Here is a 17,432-nt window from a genome sequence, read left to right as displayed (position 1 = left end):
CAGAAATGGAGTTAATACTATATACACTAAGAACGGTAGCATATGCCATAGTTGAGCCAATGCACATATTTATGCTGATAGTTTTAGGAGTAATGTTTTATTTAAAAAATAAAAAAGTGACAATAATGCAAAAAATGACTATTGGGGAGAGTATTAACTCTCCTCTAGAACTTACTTTGTCACAACTTTCATTAGGAATAATAGCTGGAGCTATTATAAGTTTAGTACTAAGTAGCTTAGGAATTATATTTAATGAGAACTCTGGAATAGAAATAATGTTTATAATATCTATTTTTTTACTTTTTGTAAAGAAGAGATTTATATGCTTTGCTTACTCAGGAGCGGTATTAGGAGCTATAAGCATAATATCAGAATTCTTAGCTAATGCCACTAAAACACAATCGTATATAAATGTTAACATATTAGCACTTATGACATTTGTTGGGATTATGCATGTTGTAGAAGGTTTTCTAGTTATGTTTGATGGTAGTAGAGGAGCAATACCTGTATTTTCAAATAAGGAAAATAAGATAGTAGGTGGATTTGCTTATAATAGATATTGGGCACTGCCTGTAGCTATATTCATAGCTTTATCTGGAGATATATCTAGTGTTGCAACATCTGCAATTGAAACACCTAATTGGTGGCCTTTAATAAATAAATCAGAAACTTTATTGATATTAAGCACAGCAATAATAACTGCAATGCCTCTATATGGAGTGGTAGGATATAACTCAGTATCATTTACCAATGATAAAATTAAAAAACCATTATATTCAGGTATTGGAATACTTATTTATGGAGTGATACTAACTTTAGTAGCACAAGTAGCTCAATTTGGAATAATTGGACAAATTGTTACTATAATATTTGCACCATTGGGGCATGAAATAATGATTAAAGTTCAAAATAAGTTAGAGGAATCTGGAGATTATAAATATGTCACTGATGATAGTGGAGTATCTGTATTAGAAGTAGCTCCTATGTCGCCTGCACATGAAGCAGGTATAAGAAGAGGAGATAAAATAATACAAGTAAATGATATAAAAGCTATTTCAGAAGTTGAAATTTTTAAGATTGTTAAAGATAACATTCATGAAATTTCTCTTAAAATAAGGAAAATTTCCGGGGAAATAGTCGATTTAAAAGTAATTCCAAAGAATAAAAGGCTTGGATTGCTACTCGTGCCTAAAATGGTGAATGTAGAAAATGCTTTAAGTGTAGATAATGATAATTTTAAAAAGGTATTAGAAGAAATGAAAAGAAAGCGCTAAGCTTTCTTTTTATTTTAATAATTAATAGTTAATTGTTATACGTTGTATAAGATGAACATAAAGGATAAAATATAAATATGTAAAATAATATATGGGGGTGATAATATGCCTGAATTAAAAATTGTATCAAAATTTAAACCAACTGGAGATCAACCTCAAGCTATTGATAGCTTAGTTAATTCAATAAAAAGAGGAGATAAAGAGCAAACTTTATTAGGTGTAACAGGATCAGGTAAAACATATACCATGGCTAATATAATAGAGAGGTTACAAAAACCAACGATTATTTTAGCTCATAATAAAACTTTAGCAGCACAATTATGTTCAGAATTTAAGGAGTTTTTTCCAGATAATATAGTAGAATATTTTGTTTCATATTATGATTACTATCAACCAGAAGCATATGTACCACAAACAGATACATTTATAGAGAAAGATGCTTCAATAAATGATGAAATTGATAAGCTTAGACACTCGGCTACTTCAGCTTTATTAGAAAGAAGAGATGTAATAATAGTTGCATCAATATCTTGTATATATGGACTTGGTAATCCGGATGAATACAAAAAACTTACAATATCTTTAAGACCAGGAATGATAAAAGATAGGGATGAAATAATAAAAAAACTTATTGAAATACAATACGAAAGAAATGACATAGATTTTGCAAGAGGAAGCTTTAGAGTAAGAGGAGATTCATTAGACATTATTCCTTCTTATTCTTCTAGTAAAGGAATAAGAATTGAATTCTTTGGAGATGAAATAGAAAGAATTAGAGAATTCGATGTTTTAACAGGAAATATAATAGGAGAAAGAAATCATGTATCCATTTCACCGGCATCTCACTTTGCGACATCTAGGGATGTTTTGGAAAAGGCTATAAGAACTATAGAAGATGAATTAGAAGATAGAATTAAAGAATTAAATAGTCAAGAGAAATTGTTAGAAGCACAAAGACTAAGACAAAGAACTAATTATGATATAGAAATGATTAGAGAAATGGGTTATTGTAGTGGAATAGAAAATTATTCAAGAGTATTAGATGGTAGAGCACCAGGAACGCCTCCTAAAACTTTATTAGATTATTTTCCAGAAGATTTTTTAATGTTTATAGATGAAAGTCATGTTACCTTACCACAAGCTAGAGCTATGTATGCAGGAGATAGATCAAGAAAAAATACATTAGTAGAGTATGGATTTAGGCTACCATGTGCATATGATAATAGACCATTAAAGTTTGAAGAATTTGAAAAAAAAATAAATCAAGTAGTATTTGTAAGTGCAACCCCTGCTCAATATGAGATAGATCATTCAACAAATATTGCAGAACAAGTAATAAGACCTACTGGACTTTTAGATCCGATAATAGAAATAAGGCCAGTTAAAGGACAAATAGATGACTTATATGCAGAAATAAAGAAAACTACAGAAAAAGGTTTTAGAACTCTTATTACCACATTAACAAAAAGAATGGCAGAAGATTTAACAAAATACTTAACAGATTTAGGAATAAAAACTACTTATATGCATTCAGATATAAAGACAATAGAAAGAATGGAAATTATAAGAGATTTAAGACTTGGAGAATATGATGTTTTAGTAGGAATTAACTTATTAAGAGAAGGGCTAGATATTCCAGAAGTTGCATTAGTAGCTATCTTAGATGCTGATAAAGAAGGGTTCTTACGTTCTGAAACATCATTAATTCAAACAGTAGGAAGAGCTGCAAGAAACTCCGAAAGTAGAGTAATAATGTATGCAGATAATATTACTAAATCAATGGATAAAGCAATAAAGGAAACCGAAAGAAGAAGAGAAATTCAAATTAAATATAATGAAGAACATGGAATTACGCCTCAAACAATAATAAAAGAAGTAAGAGATGTGATAGAGGCAACTAAGGTTGCTGAAGAGGCAGAAAAATATGAAGTGGAAAATGAAAATACAAAAGATCTTTCAGTTAAGGATAAGAAAAAGTTAATTAAGAAGTACACAGATGAGATGATGGATGCAGCTAAGAATTTACAATTCGAAAGAGCAGCAGAGCTACGTGATATAATAAATAAGCTAAAAGGCTAAAAATTTAATAATTAACTATTAAGTGTTAATTGCTAATTACTGTCGGGGTGATGGAATGCTTGAATTATTAGAAAGTTGTAATTTATGCCCAAGAAATTGTGGTGTAAATAGGTTGAATGGGAATAGAGGGTTTTGTGGAGCTTCTGATAAAATAAGGGTAGCAAGAGCTGCCCTTCATTATTGGGAAGAACCATGTATATCAGGTGAAGACGGATCAGGAACAGTATTCTTCTCTCATTGTACATTGAAATGTGTTTTTTGCCAAAATTATGATATAAGTCAATGTGAATATGGAAAGGAAATAACTACAGAAAGATTAGCAGAAATATTTATAGAACTTCAAGAGAAGGGCGCATTAAATATAAATTTAGTTACTCCAACTCATTATGTGGTGCAAATTATTGAAGCTATAAAACAGTCAAGAAAACATGGTTTGAATTTACCTATAATTTATAATAGCAGTGGGTATGAAAAGGTAGAAACTATAAAATTATTAAAAGGATATATAGATGTATATCTTCCGGATTTAAAATACTTCAATAATAAATATTCCACTAAATATTCAAAAGCTATAAATTATTTTCAATTTGCAAAAGAAGCAATTGATGAAATGGTAGATCAAGTTGGGGAAGTTAAATTTGACGAAAATGGAATAGTTCAAAAGGGTGTAATAATAAGGCATCTTATGTTACCAGGACTTCTATTTGATTCAAAAAAGATAATAGATTACATTTATAATAAATATGGCAATAAAGTTTATATTAGTATTATGAATCAATATACTCCACTAGAGAATGTTAAAGATTATCCTGAGATAAATAAAAGGTTAAATTCAAAACATTATGATGCAATGATAGATTATGCTGTAAGCATAGGATTAGAAAATGGATTCATACAAGAAGAAGGCACTGATAAGGAAAGTTTTATTCCATTGTTTAATTATGAAGGAGTTTAGTTCAGCGGAGAGTTGGAAAATTATATATAAAATTAGGGGGATAGAAATATATGAGAGCTAGTGATTTAAAAAATGATTATAAATATGAGAAGAGTAAAAGAAGAGATTTTTCATTAATAAGATCATTATATGATATGAAAGAAGAGGAAGAATGTTCTTTAGATGATCAAAGTTATAATGATTTAGATATGAGTAGCGTGTACGAGAAAATTGATAGGACATATAGTAGCGTTGGGGAAGCTGCCTTATATTGTATGCTTAGGAATATTCATATTAATAATGATGTATTAAAAAAGAGAAGTAAGTTAATAGATTTATTTAGGGATGATATAGATTTAAGAGCAAAGGTTCATGTTCATTACTTTAATTTAGGATATGATAATAAAAATTCACTTTTAGATATGATAAAGGATTATTTAGTCATAAATAAAAAGAAGTATTATATATATACTTTCTTGGGAACAATATTACCATTGATATTAGGTATTTTAACTATAGTAATGGCTAATCCTAAATTTTTAATTGCTTTATTTGGCGTAGTTTTAATGAATAGCTATATAAATAATAAAGAAGCCAAAGAAATTAAAGATGTTGGGTTAGTATATTTGAGAAGAATTATAGTTGCCGCAAAAAAAGTAAGTAAAATTGATTTAGAGGAGCTTAACGAATATAAAGTAAAGATAGAAAGTATTTTAAATCAAATAAAAGTTATAGATAAAGGTACTAGAGTAATTGGATTTGGAAAGGCATTTGCAGGAATTTTTGAAGGAATATCAGTGATGTTCTTACTAGAAGAGGCTGCTTATTATAGAATAAGTAGTGAAATAGAAGAAAAGAGATCTTTAATATTAGAGCTTTATTGTATACTGGGAGAAATAGAAGCATTAATATCTGTGGCTTGCTATCAAGGCAGTTTAGATGGAAACTTCTCTAAGCCGGAATTTATAAAAGAAGTTCAATTAGAAATAGAAGAAGGAATTCATCCATTAGTTGAAGACGCAGTTTCAAATTCTATTAATATCAATACAAAAGGTATAGTTTTAACAGGGACAAATATGTCTGGAAAATCTACATTTTTAAGAATGCTTGGTATAAATATAGTATTTGCACAATGCTTTAATTTTGTTTTAGCCAAAAAGTATAAAAGCTGTATTTTTAATATAGTATCTTCAATTAGTCCTAGTGATGATGTAAATGAAGGAAAAAGTTATTATTTAGCAGAGGCAGAATCTATATTAAGAATAATAAATGCAACTGAAAAAGAAATTCCAGTATTTTGTCCAATAGATGAAATCTTTAGAGGAACAAATCCTACTGAAAGAATAGCAGCTTCTGCAGAAATTTTAAAATATATAAATACTAAAAAGACAATATCAATAGTTGCAACTCATGATAGGGAATTAGCTGATATTTTAAAAGAAAATTATGAATTCTTTTATTTTAGCGAAAGTGTTGATAACAAAGAAGGGCTTAGCTTTGATTATAAAATTAAATCTGGAGTTTCAAAAACAAAAAATGCCATAAGATTATTAGAATATATAGGCTATCCAAAGAGTATCGTGAAGAATGCTTATAAGAGATCTGAGGATTTAGAGAAATTTATTTAATTATGAGTAATATGATTACATAATAGAAGATAAGAAATTTAATATTTTATAAGAGCTGTTATAACACTATTTTATAACAGCTCTTAATTTAATACGAAAAAATATGAAATTTAAAAGATTAAGAAAATAATTATTAAATAATAAGTTATTATGTAATTGACAATAATTATAATAAAATTTAGAATATAATAAAGAACATTTGTTCGAGATTAAATTTTAGAGTAAATGAAAAACTAATGTTATAAAATAAGAAGGGGCATTTGATATGAAAGATAAAATTATTATAAGAGGTGCGAAAGTACATAATTTAAAAAATGTATCACTAGAGATTCCTAGAGAAAAATTAGTAGTATTTACAGGGCTGTCAGGATCAGGAAAGTCATCTTTAGCATTTGACACTTTATATGCAGAAGGGCAAAGAAGATATGTAGAATCTCTTTCATCTTATGCAAGACAATTTTTAGGACAAATGGATAAGCCTGATGTTGAATATATAGAAGGATTATCTCCAGCTATATCTATAGCTCAAAAAACTACTAGTAAAAATCCAAGATCTACTGTTGGGACTATAACGGAAATATATGATTATTTAAGGCTTCTATATGCAAGGGTCGGAAAGCCATATTGTCCTAAATGTAAAATTCCAATAGAACAACAAACTGTAGACCAAATTGTAGATAGTGTAATGGCTTTTGAAGATAAAACTAAAATTCAAATTTTAGCACCTGTAATTAGAGGGAAAAAGGGATTACATGAAAAAGTTTTAGAGAAATTGAAGAAAAGTGGATATGTGAGAGCAAGAATTGATGGTTCAATTTATGAGTTAACTGAAGAAGAAATAACTTTAGATAAAAATAAAAAGCATACTATTGAAGCTGTTATTGATAGAATAATAATTAAAGAAGGCGTAGAAGGAAGATTAACAGATTCAATTGAAGCAGCGTTAAAGCTTGCGGAAGGCATAGTAACTATAAATATAATAGATGGAGAAGATATATTATTTAGCGAAAAGTTTTCATGCCCACAATGTGGTATGAGCATAGATGAAATAGAACCAAGGTTATTTTCTTTTAATGCACCGTATGGAAAGTGTGATTATTGTGATGGACTTGGTACATTAATGGAATTAGATGAAGATTTAATAATACCAAATAAAGATTTAAGTATAATGGAAGGTGCAATTGCAACCTGGGGAGAAGGAAGACTTAAGGAAGAATCATGGACTTATGCAATCTTACAAGCTATAAGTCATGAATATGATTTAGACTTAAGCAGACCGGTGAAAGAGTTAAGCAGAGAAGCTTTAGATTTAATTCTTTATGGAACTAATGGTAAGAAATTAAAGGTTACATACACTAAAGATGGAGTTAAATCTCAATATAACTATTCTTATGATGGTGAGATAAATTCATTAAAAAGAAGATATATGGAAACTAATTCAAATGATATAAAAACATCTATAGAACAATATATGGGTAACAATGCTTGTCCAAAATGTAAGGGAGCAAGATTAAATAAGGAAGCTTTATCTGTATTAGTAGGAGATAGAAATATTTATGAATTTACAACTTATTCAATTAAAGAGGAACTTGATTATATTAATTCTGTAGAGTTTTCCGAAAAAGATAAAAAAATTAGTGAACAAATAGTGAGAGAAATTAAAAATAGACTTACATTCTTAGTAGATGTGGGATTAGATTATTTAAATCTAGCTAGAAGTGCAGGAACTTTATCAGGAGGAGAAGCACAAAGAATAAGACTTGCAACACAAATAGGTTCAGCGCTTATGGGGGTTTTATATATTTTAGATGAACCAAGTATAGGACTTCATCAAAGAGATAATGATAAACTTATAGCTACTTTAAAAAATTTAAGAGATGTTGGGAATACAGTAATAGTAGTTGAGCATGATGAAGATACAATGAAAGAAGCAGATTATATAGTAGATATAGGCCCTAGAGCTGGAGAGCATGGCGGAGAAATAATAGCAGCAGGAACTATTGAAGAGATAAAAAAATGCAAGAACTCCATAACAGGACAATACTTGACAGGAGAAAAGAAAATTGAGATTCCAACTGAAAGACGAAAAGGAAATGGTAACTTTATAACTGTTAAAGGAGCAAAAGAAAACAACTTAAAGAATGTTAATATAAAAGTACCACTAGGTACAATAACTGCAGTAACAGGCGTATCAGGTTCAGGTAAAAGTACTTTAATAAATGAAATATTATATAAGGGACTTAATAGATTGGTAAATAGAAGTAAGAATCCTGTGGGAGATCATAAGGAAATAACAGGCTACGAGAATATTGATAAAATAATAGATATAGATCAAAGTCCTATAGGAAGAACACCAAGATCAAATCCAGCGACATATACAGGAGTTTTTGATATAATAAGAGAATTATTTTCTACAACTCCAGAAGCTAAAATGAGGGGTTATAAGCCAGGAAGATTTAGCTTTAATGTAAAAGGTGGAAGATGTGAAGCTTGCTCAGGAGATGGAATAGTAAAAATTGAAATGCAGTTTTTATCTGATGTTTATGTTCCGTGTGATATATGTAAAGGTAAAAGATATAATAGGGAAACCTTAGAAGTAAAATATAAAGGAAAATCAATAGATGATGTATTAAATATGACTGTAGAAGAAGCTATGAAATTCTTTGAAAATATTCCAAGAATAAAAAATAAAATGGAAACATTAAATGATGTAGGACTTGGATATATAAGGCTTGGTCAACCATCAACTCAATTATCAGGAGGAGAAGCACAAAGAATAAAATTAGCTTTTGAACTTTCAAAAAGAAGTACTGGGAAAACTCTTTATATATTAGATGAGCCAACAACGGGACTTCACGTAGATGATGTAAGCAGGCTAGTTGAAATACTTCAAAGGCTTGTTGAATCAGGAAATACAGTAGTGGTTATAGAACATAATTTAGATATGATTAAGTGTGCAGATTATATAATAGACTTAGGTCCAGAGGGTGGAGACAAAGGTGGAACAATAATTGCAACAGGTACTCCAGAGCAAATAAGTGAGATAAATGACTCATATACAGGTAAATATCTTAAAAAGATGTTAAGATAAGTTAAGTATACTTGTTATTTTTAACTAGAAGTTTTAATATATAATGGTAATAGAATACTAATTTTGAGGTGAAAAGATGGGTTTTTCAAAGCTAATGACATTAGTTTTTGGTATAGCATTTATTATAATATTATATTTTATAATTTATTATGCACTAAAAATAATGTACAAGGATGTAAAAGGTGGGGGAAGAAAGAGACAATCTTCTACTAAAAAGAATTATGGCATAGAAGTACTGAGTACAGGTGAAAACTCAAATTTAGAAGAGGGGTCTATTTTATTGTTAAGAGGGTCCATAACAATAGGAAGAAGAGAAGGAAATACAATAAAATTAGATGATCAATATGCTTCAGGAAATCATGCTAAGATTATAGTTAAAAATAATGAAATAGTTATAGAAGATTTAAATAGTACCAATGGTATTTTCATTAATGATGAAAGAATAAATGAATTTGCTAAAATCAGAGCTAACGATAAAATAAGAATAGGAAGTGCTATATTTAAGGTGATAAGAGCAGAGAAGAATTAGAGGTGAGATTATGAATAGTGCATTAAAATTAGAGAAAAGAGTCTTAAAATTAATTTATCTTCTGTGTTTACTCCTATTTACAAGCTTAGCTTTACTGAAAAAGCCATTTGATACTAAGGCATTAATTATGGGAGTTATACTATGCATTATAGTAGGATTTTCTCATTATTTAATAAGACGATTTTATCCAGATGGTGATAAGTTTATGCTTATATTTTCAAGTATATTAGCAGTAGTTGGAATAGCTGTTCTTTATAGAATAGACCCTGATTTTGCTATTAAGCAATTGATTTGGTCAATACTTGGAATAGTATCATATATTGCTATAGTAGTAGCTATGCCAGATTTGAAGAGTTTTGCTAAATATAAAAAAATATATATGATAGCTACTTTATTATTTATGCCAATGGCATTGATATATGGACTTGTGTTCAAGGTAGAAACGTATGGAGCTATGAACTGGGTATTTATAGGGCCATTTGGGTTTCAACCATCTGAATTTGGTAAGATAGCGTTAGTTTTGTATTTAGCAGCATCACTTATGACATATGAAAATAAAAATGTTATTAAGGACGATTTTAAACAATTAATTGAACCGGCAATAATAGTTATGTTCTCTTTAATTTGCATGGTGCTACAAACAGATTTAGGTTCAACATTAATATTTTTTGGTATTTCAGTTACTATGCTATACATAGCAACATCTAAGAAGAAATATGTTTTTACATGTTTAGGATTATCAGCAGTAGGTGCTGTTGGAGCTTATGGAGTTTTCGGGCACGTTCAGAGAAGAGTCATGATATGGCTTGATCCATGGAAATATGCTAGTGATGAAGGATATCAGATAGTTCAAGGATTATATGCAATAGCTTCAGGTGGTTTATTTGGAGTGGGGCTTGGAAATGGTTATCCAGATTTAATATTTGCAAGAGAAAGTGATTTCATATTTGCTGTTATTTGTGAAGAATTTGGAATGATATTTGCAGTTGGAGTGATGATAATATACTTTCTACTATTTTACAGGGGAATAAGAATAGCATTTTTAACTAATGATAGATTTAGTCAATTAGCAGCTGTAGGGTTTAGTACAATGATAGCTTGTCAGACTTTAGTTATAGTGGGAGGAATATTTACAGTTATACCTCTTACAGGAATAACATTACCTCTTATAAGTTATGGAGGTAGTTCTATGTTAACAATGTTTTTTGCTTTGGGCATTTTACAAAAAATATCAGAGGAATATTAAATTATAAAACAATGTAAAGTTATATTTAAGTATAGTATAATATTAGAAGAGAGTAATGATAAGTTTCATTACTCTTTCTTTTAGGGTAAAGGGATGAGTTTATTAAATTTTCGGGGGAGGGGTTATTTTGTCTAATAATATAGATAAAAAAAATCAGGACAAGATTAGAAAGAAGAATAAATCTAAACAACTTAGAGCTCCAAAAAGTAATAGGAAAAAAAGAATTACAATTGCTCAAAAAATAATACTTTTTCTTGTAACTATTATTTTATTAACCAGCTTTTCTTTGGCAACGTATTCATCAGTTATAATTTATAAAAATGAAAACAATAGAGTAAATGATGCTTTAAAGCAAACCAATAGTTTTGGGGAAAATATAATTAACAAAAGTATTGTTCAACTAGAGGATTTAATATATTCAATTGAAAATGGAGTAAGATATAAGGATAGAGCAAATAGCTTTGTAGATTCTTTTATGAAGAGTAATCCATATGTTATTTCTATAGCAGTTAAGGAAGATAATGGAGGATTTATAGCTTACTCGGGTGGATTAAGTAAAGCATATATAGATGCATTAACATTTGTTGAAGGCGGAGTAAGAGGAGTATCTTGGTCAAATATAGTAGTATCAGGTGATAAGGGATTTATAGTAATAAAAGCAAAGTTTGATAATAGAGAGTATTATGTTCAAACTTCAATATCTATATTTCAAGACCAAGTTAATACTATAAATATAGAAGGAATAGAAGTTAATTTAACAGATAGCTTTGGAACTATAATAGCGAGTACTAATAAGGAGCAAATCAATACAAAAATAAATGCTGAATTAAATGGATTAATAGAGCAAAATAAAGAAAGCAATGAGATAAAAATAGGTAAGGATAGTAAAATAGTATTTTATCATAAATTTAGCAATAACTTTAAAGTTACAAGTATTTACGATAAAGGAATGTTAAATAAAAGTATATTAGAAAGTATAGCAATTACTATAATAATTACAGCAATAGTTGCATTAGTAATAACTTTAATTGCATCAGTAATTATTAAGAAGTATTTAAATGCCATCATTGATATAAATAATATGAGTAAAGCAATGGGAAAAAAAGATTTCACTAAAAGATCAAGCATAAAATTAGATGATGAAATAGGAGATGCTATAAGGGAACTAAATAATTCTTTTGATATACTTAAAGGTGTAATGAAAGAAAATCTTTCATTATCACAAATATTATCAGAAAATAGTACAAACATAGATGATTCATCTAATAGTATGTATGAGATATCAAAACAAGTATCAGCTTCAATCCAAAATATTTCAATAGTTGCACAACAACAAGCAGGTAGCATGGTTGATATATCTAATAATATTAATACATTAGGAGATTCTATAAATGATGTGTCAAAGACTATTGATGTTTTAAACAATCTATATTCAGTATTAAGTAAAAATGTAGAAAATAACAATCAAGGAATGCAAAAACTCTTAATAGATAATTCAGCTCTACAAAGTTCGATAGAAGATTTATCTATAGATATAATAGATATTTCAAGAAGTACAAAAAAAATAGATGACTTTATAAAAATAATAGATGATATAGCAAATAGTATAAACTTAATATCAATAAATGCTTCAATTGAGGCTGCCCACGCAGGTGAAGTAGGTAAGGGGTTTGCTGTAGTAGCAAAAGAAATTAATAAACTTGCAGAAAATTCTAAAGAGGCTACAGACATAATAAAAGTTACGACTTTAGATATCAATAAAAAGATAAGCAAGGCAGTAGATGTATTAGGAGAGACAAAAGTTGTTTCTATAAATGAAAGCACTAGTGTTAAGGAAACAGTATCATCTTTGAAAAATATAAGTGATGAGATTAGAGTCATGAAGAGTGCGATAAAATCAATTATCGATTCTAATAATGTTGTTACTTCTAAAAAAGAGGAAATTTTAAAAATAGTAGAAACTAGTGCAGCTTCAATGGAAGAAGTAGCAGCAGCGACAGAAGAAATAACAGCATCAACAGAAGAACAGTTTAGTTCAATGGAGGAAATACGAAGTCTAGCTAGTGATCTTAAGGTATTAGCTATGGAAATGAAAGAAAGTATTGCAGAATTTAAGGTATAATAAAAAAATTTGATGTATAATATAAAGGAGCTGTTTAAAACAGTTCCTTTAATTTTATAGTTTAAATATATAACTTTATAGTTATAATTGTATTAATATGTTTAAAAACAAGGAGGACTTTATGAGTGATTTAGCAAAAAGCGTAAGAAACATTATGGTGATATTTCTTTTTTGCTTTATAGCATTAATATCATATATAGCCTATTTTCAAGTCTTTAAGGGACCTGATATAGCAAATGATTCAGGAAATAAAAGGCTTTGGGCAAAGAGAAATGAAGTTTTAAGAGGAACAATATATGATAAAGATGGAAATCCAATGACTAAAAGTACTAGAGAAGATAAATTTAATCAAAATAGAGAGTATATCTATGGTGATTTATATGTTCATGCTTTAGGATATATAGATGAAAGATTTGGAATTACAGGCTTAGAAGAAGAATATGATAGTGAGTTATCAAAATATAGTAGTTTCTCTAATAGTATTAGAAGCTTATTAAAAGATTTTGATTTAAAAAAAGCTTTTGAAAATAGAAATGAAGAAAAGGTTGGTAATGGAATAGTAACCACCTTAGATTATAATCTTCAAAAAGTTGCCTATGATGCAATGGGAGATTTAAAGGGAGCTGTAGTTGCAATAAACCCTAAAACAGGAGAAATATTAGCAATGATATCAAAGCCAACATATAATCCTACTGATCTTGAAAAAGTTATAGAAGATGCAAATACTGGAGTAGATTTAGATAGTAAATTATTAAATAGAACAATAGATGGGTTATATCCACCTGGATCTGTATTTAAAACAGTAACTTTAGCTGCTGCTTTAGAAAATGATCCAAGTATAATTAATAGAACTTTTGGTGATACAGGAAAAATAACATTTCCAGATGGCACAGAACTTAACAATTACATGAAACAAGCACATGGAAATATAGATTTACAAATGGCATACAGAGTTTCTAGTAATGTAGTTTTTGGAACTCTTGCAATGGAGATGGGAAACGAGAAGTTAAAAGAAGTAGCAGAAAGGTTTGGGTTTAATTATAGAATAGATGGAATAGGGATTTCAATAATACAAAGTAGGTTTCCAGCATTAAAGGAATATGAAGTAGGTAATATAGCTCAAAGTGGTATAGGTCAGGCAAGTGTTTTATCAAGTCCAATGCAGATGGCTATAGTTGCAGCTACGGTTGCTAATGATGGAGTTCTTATGGAGCCTAAATTGGTAAATAAAATAGTAGATAAGGATGGAAATACAATTAAAGAAATACCAAATAAAACATTAAAAAGTGATGTTATTTCAAAGGATATAGCGGAAACAATAAAAAGTTATATGGGATTCCTAGTATCTAATAATATATATAGATGGCCAGCCTTTGAAGGCACTAATGCTGGAGGAAAAACAGGTACAGCAGATTATATAGAAAATGGTGCTGAAGGAATACCTCATGGATGGTTTATATCAGCAGCACCTTTAGATGATCCTAAGATTGCAGTTGCTGTAATAGTTGAAAAGGGTGAAAATGGAGCAGGTTCAGCAGCAAATATAGCTTCACAAATTATAAGAGCAGCTGTTTTAGAAAATTAGAAATACAGCTTTCTACAAAATTTTATCTTTTAACTTTAAAATTCTCACTATTTAACTTTTGTCTCATATATTAAAATAGGGACTTAATTTCTAGGCTTTATTTTTTATATAAAGTTAAAGAATTTTAGAGACTAAAAGGAGATATTATACTATGTTTAGAGTTAAACAATTAGAAGTTGAAGGCTGCTGCTTAATAACACCAACTGTCTTCATGGAAAGTACATGTGATTTGATTAAAGTTTTTAATGATACTCAATTCAATATATATGGATTAAGCACAGAATTCAAAGAAGAATACTATGCTATAGCAAAGCCCGGAGTAGTAAGAGGGATGCATTTTCAATTGCCTCCAGAAGGGCATGATAAGCTGATAACTTGCATATCAGGAGAAATACAGGATGTAGTGATAGATTTAAGAAAAGAATCTAAAACTTACGGTAGATACACATCAGTTAATTTAAATGAAGATAATAGAAATTTAATATATATACCAAGCGGATGTGCACATGGATATTATATAAAGGGAAGTAAAGATGCGTTAGTTTATTATAAGGTTACAAAGCCATTTGTAAGAGAATTAAGAAGTGGAGTACACTGGGATTCGTTAGATATTCCTTGGGAATTTGACAAGGAAGAAGTTGAAGTTGAAAGGGAAGATAAAGCCTGGCCAAAGTTTGAAGAGTTTGAAACACCGTTTTAATAAATTGCAAAGCAATTTTTTAGTGAAGAGTGAAAAGTGAAGAGTGAAAAGTTTAGGATGTTTTGATATACAAAACTTAAAATATATTGGTGAAAAGCACCTTTTATTCAAAAATCCTGTAAGGATTTTCTTCTTCACTATTCATTTTTCACTATTTTGCTTTACAAAACAATATATTTGTAATTAACTTCCTTTTGTCTCATTATCTATATAGTGATAAAATTTATATTACAAAGAACCTAATTGAAGGAGGACTTTAATGTTTGATTTTGAGTATCACCTAAAGAATTTGCCAGAAAAGCCTGGTGTTTATATAATGAAAAATTCTCTTGGCGAAATTATTTATGTAGGAAAAGCTAAAATACTAAAAAATAGGGTTAGGAGTTATTTTCAAAATTCTAAAAACCACTCTGAAAAAGTAAAAGTAATGGTGAAAAATATTTCAGAGTTTGAGTATATAGTTACGGATTCTGAAATGGAAGCCTTAATTTTAGAGTGTAACTTAATAAAAAAGCATAGTCCAAGATATAACATAGCTTTAAAGGATGATAAGTTTTATCCGTTTATAAAGATAACAACAAATGATGACTATCCAAGAGTGTTTGTAACTAGAAAATATGCCAAGGATGGAGCAAAGTATTTTGGACCATATACAAATGGAACAGCAGTTTATGAAACAATAACATTAATTAATAAAATTTTTCCAATAAGAACTTGTAAATTAATAATAAATGAAGATGGACAGAAAGTAAGACCTTGTTTAAATTACCATATTAAAAAATGTGTAGCTCCTTGTGCAGGATATATAACAAAAGAAAGATATGGTGAAATGATTAATGAGATTATGGATATACTTAATGGTAAAGATAAAACAATAAAAAATTCTTTAAAGAAGAGTATGGAAGAAGCTTCTATGAATCTTGAATTTGAAAAAGCTGCTAGATATAGAGATAAGCTTTTAGCAATTGATGCAATAGTAGAAAAACAAAAGATATTTAAGACTATGGAGGGAGATGAAGATTTTATAAATATATATCAAGATGAAAAGGATAGTTGTATTCAAATATTCTTTTCACGTGATGGAAAAGTGACAGGACGTGAACATTTTATTTTTGAAAATACAGCAGATGACAAGGTTGGTGAAGTCTTAGAAGACTTTATAACGTCTTTTTATGGTGGAACAGCAAAAATTCCGAAAACAATATATCTGCCAGATATAGAGGATTCAGAACTTATAGAGGAATTTTTAACAATAAAAAGAGGAGCTAAGTCATGGGTTAAAGTACCTCAAAAGGGTCAAAAAAAGGATATGCTTGAGATGGTGAAAAATAATGCGAAAATAACATTAGAGCAATTTAAAGATAAATTCCTTAAAGAAAAAGAAATTAATAGGATAACATTAGAAGAATTAAGAGATTTATTAGACTTAGATGAAGCTCCATTTAGAATTGAATCATATGATATTTCAAATATACAAGGAGTAGATTCAGTTGGAACAATGGTTGTTTTTGAAGAAGGAAGATCAAAAAATAGTGATTATAGAAGATTTAAAATTAAATCAGTAAAAGGTGCTAATGACTATGATAGTATGAGAGAAATATTAGAAAGAAGATTTTCTCATGGACTTGATGAAATAAAGAGAATTCAAGAAAGAAATTTAAATTTTTCAAGCGGTAAATTTTCTAATTTCCCAGACTTAATAATGATGGATGGAGGTAAGGGCCAAGTTAACATAGCATTAGAGGTGCTAGATAAATTAAATATAAGTATTCCAGTTTGTGGATTAGTAAAAGATGATAAACACCAAACTAGGGGAATTATATATAATAATAAGGAGCTTATAATAAATAGAAGTTCAAATCTAATGCAGATGATTAGAAGAATACAAGATGAGGTTCATAGATTTGCTATTACATATCATAGAACATTAAGAGATAAACGAACTTTACACTCTATATTAGAAGATATACCTAATATAGGAGAGAAAAGAAGGAGAAATCTTTTAATGAAGTTTGGAAGTGTTGAAAATATTAAAAATGCAACGCTAGATGAATTACTAGAAACACCTAGTATTGATAAAAAAGCAGCTCAAAGTATAAGGGATTACTTTAGCATAAAGGAAAAGTAGTAACAAAATGGTTACAAATTAAGTAATATATATAAATATGCTTCTGATGGGTTGTTTATTCAAGATTTTTAATTTATACTATGTAAAGATATTACTACGTATATATAAGGAGTTAG

General features: G+C 28.8%; 11 protein-coding genes. All 11 read left to right on the top strand.

The genetic code is table 11. The features are described from left to right. The first annotated feature begins 5 nt into the window (after positions 1 to 5). Positions 6 to 1,274, top strand: coding sequence for a PDZ domain-containing protein (locus ABDZ60_RS06085; RefSeq protein WP_016207498.1), 1,269 nt, complete (start codon positions 6 to 8; stop codon positions 1,272 to 1,274). A gap of 105 nt (positions 1,275 to 1,379) precedes the next feature. Continuing rightward, positions 1,380 to 3,353, top strand: a complete 1,974-nt coding sequence (uvrB, locus tag ABDZ60_RS06080; RefSeq protein ID WP_016207497.1) for an excinuclease ABC subunit UvrB — start codon at positions 1,380 to 1,382, stop codon at positions 3,351 to 3,353. A 55-nt stretch (positions 3,354 to 3,408) separates the two neighbouring features. Next, positions 3,409 to 4,308, top strand: a complete 900-nt coding sequence (locus tag ABDZ60_RS06075) for a radical SAM protein (RefSeq protein ID WP_343776940.1) — start codon at positions 3,409 to 3,411, stop codon at positions 4,306 to 4,308. Positions 4,309 to 4,358: 50 nt separating this feature from the next. Next, positions 4,359 to 5,915 (top strand): MutS-related protein, encoded by a 1,557-nt coding sequence (locus ABDZ60_RS06070; RefSeq protein WP_343776938.1) that lies wholly within the window; start codon positions 4,359 to 4,361, stop codon positions 5,913 to 5,915. Positions 5,916 to 6,180: 265 nt separating this feature from the next. Then, on the top strand, positions 6,181 to 9,006 hold the full coding sequence (uvrA, locus tag ABDZ60_RS06065) for an excinuclease ABC subunit UvrA (protein WP_343776936.1): 2,826 nt from the start codon (positions 6,181 to 6,183) through the stop codon (positions 9,004 to 9,006). A 76-nt stretch (positions 9,007 to 9,082) separates the two neighbouring features. Next, positions 9,083 to 9,535, top strand: a complete 453-nt coding sequence (locus tag ABDZ60_RS06060) for an FHA domain-containing protein (RefSeq protein WP_047002117.1) — start codon at positions 9,083 to 9,085, stop codon at positions 9,533 to 9,535. A gap of 10 nt (positions 9,536 to 9,545) precedes the next feature. Next, entirely contained in the window at positions 9,546 to 10,781 is a 1,236-nt protein-coding gene (locus tag ABDZ60_RS06055) for an FtsW/RodA/SpoVE family cell cycle protein (protein ID WP_343776934.1), read from the top strand. 127 nt (positions 10,782 to 10,908) lie between these two features. After that, positions 10,909 to 12,903, top strand: coding sequence for a methyl-accepting chemotaxis protein (locus ABDZ60_RS06050; RefSeq protein ID WP_343776932.1), 1,995 nt, complete (start codon positions 10,909 to 10,911; stop codon positions 12,901 to 12,903). A gap of 121 nt (positions 12,904 to 13,024) precedes the next feature. Beyond that, positions 13,025 to 14,488 carry a peptidoglycan D,D-transpeptidase FtsI family protein gene (locus ABDZ60_RS06045; RefSeq protein WP_343776930.1) on the top strand — a complete coding sequence of 488 codons (1,464 nt, stop codon included), beginning with the start codon at positions 13,025 to 13,027 and terminating at the stop codon, positions 14,486 to 14,488. Positions 14,489 to 14,639: 151 nt separating this feature from the next. Continuing rightward, positions 14,640 to 15,188 carry a dTDP-4-dehydrorhamnose 3,5-epimerase family protein gene (locus tag ABDZ60_RS06040; protein ID WP_052954003.1) on the top strand — a complete coding sequence of 183 codons (549 nt, stop codon included), beginning with the start codon at positions 14,640 to 14,642 and terminating at the stop codon, positions 15,186 to 15,188. 259 nt (positions 15,189 to 15,447) lie between these two features. Next, the gene (gene uvrC / locus ABDZ60_RS06035; protein WP_343776928.1) at positions 15,448 to 17,316 is read left to right on the top strand and encodes an excinuclease ABC subunit UvrC; all 1,869 of its coding nucleotides are present in this window, start codon (positions 15,448 to 15,450) and stop codon (positions 17,314 to 17,316) included. Positions 17,317 to 17,432: the final 116 nt, after the last annotated feature.

Origin of the sequence: Clostridium sartagoforme (genome assembly GCF_039521405.1) — a bacterium.
Lineage (GTDB): Bacteria > Bacillota > Clostridia > Clostridiales > Clostridiaceae > Clostridium > Clostridium sartagoforme.
This window is presented reverse-complemented; position numbering and strand designations above follow the sequence as displayed.

What these genes read in the sequence shown, in the direction of transcription:
- ABDZ60_RS06085 (WP_016207498.1), top strand. Translation starts at nt 6, where the DNA reads ATGGAGTTAATACTATATACACTAAGAACGGTAGCATATGCCATAGTT.
- uvrB (WP_016207497.1), top strand. Translation starts at nt 1,380, where the DNA reads ATGCCTGAATTAAAAATTGTATCAAAATTTAAACCAACTGGAGATCAA.
- ABDZ60_RS06075 (WP_343776940.1), top strand. Translation starts at nt 3,409, where the DNA reads ATGCTTGAATTATTAGAAAGTTGTAATTTATGCCCAAGAAATTGTGGT.
- ABDZ60_RS06070 (WP_343776938.1), top strand. Translation starts at nt 4,359, where the DNA reads ATGAGAGCTAGTGATTTAAAAAATGATTATAAATATGAGAAGAGTAAA.
- uvrA (WP_343776936.1), top strand. Translation starts at nt 6,181, where the DNA reads ATGAAAGATAAAATTATTATAAGAGGTGCGAAAGTACATAATTTAAAA.
- ABDZ60_RS06060 (WP_047002117.1), top strand. Translation starts at nt 9,083, where the DNA reads ATGGGTTTTTCAAAGCTAATGACATTAGTTTTTGGTATAGCATTTATT.
- ABDZ60_RS06055 (WP_343776934.1), top strand. Translation starts at nt 9,546, where the DNA reads ATGAATAGTGCATTAAAATTAGAGAAAAGAGTCTTAAAATTAATTTAT.
- ABDZ60_RS06045 (WP_343776930.1), top strand. Translation starts at nt 13,025, where the DNA reads ATGAGTGATTTAGCAAAAAGCGTAAGAAACATTATGGTGATATTTCTT.
- ABDZ60_RS06040 (WP_052954003.1), top strand. Translation starts at nt 14,640, where the DNA reads ATGTTTAGAGTTAAACAATTAGAAGTTGAAGGCTGCTGCTTAATAACA.
- uvrC (WP_343776928.1), top strand. Translation starts at nt 15,448, where the DNA reads ATGTTTGATTTTGAGTATCACCTAAAGAATTTGCCAGAAAAGCCTGGT.